Annotated in this window: 1 protein-coding gene; it reads left to right on the plus strand. The window is 75.4% G+C overall.

Annotated elements, in window-relative coordinates:
• Positions 1-89 precede the first annotated feature (89 nt).
• Positions 90-570, plus strand: a 481-nt coding sequence (locus tag GH736_RS24125) for an isocitrate lyase/phosphoenolpyruvate mutase family protein (protein ID WP_203230957.1), incomplete at its 3' end; no start/stop codon positions are given.

Here is a 570-nt window from a genome sequence, read left to right on the forward strand (position 1 = left end):
TCGCTCGCCTTCGGGGCGGGCGCGCGAGCCTGCCCGGCCCAGGACCTGGCGCTGGCCATCGCGGGCGCGGTCGTCGAGGAGCTTCGCACATGCTGACACGCGAGGAGTTCCGCGCGCTGCACCGGCCCGGCGATCCGTTCGTGCTCCCGAACGCCTGGGACCTGGCGTCCGCGCGATGGCTGACGGCGGCCGGGTTCCCCGTGCTGGGCACCACGAGTCTCGGGGTCGCCGTCACCGCGGGACTCCCCGACGGCGCCGGACGGACCGCCGGTGCGACGTTCGCGCTCGCGCAACGCCTCACCGCCGCGTCGATCGCCGTGACCGTCGACATCGAGGCCGGGTTCTCCGACGACCCGGCCACGGTCGCAGCGTACGTGTCGCGGCTCGCCCACCTCGGCGTGCTCGGGGTGAACCTCGAGGACTCCGATGCCGACGGCCGCCTCGTCGACCCCGCCGTGGCGGCCGCGAAGATCGCCGCGATCGCCGCCGCAGCCCCGGCGATGTTCATCAACGCGCGAACGGACCCCTTCTGGATCGGCGGCGACGCCGGCCCCGCAGCGCGCCACGAGG

It is taken from the genome of Agromyces humi (genome assembly GCF_009720255.1).
Lineage (GTDB): Bacteria > Actinomycetota > Actinomycetes > Actinomycetales > Microbacteriaceae > Agromyces > Agromyces humi.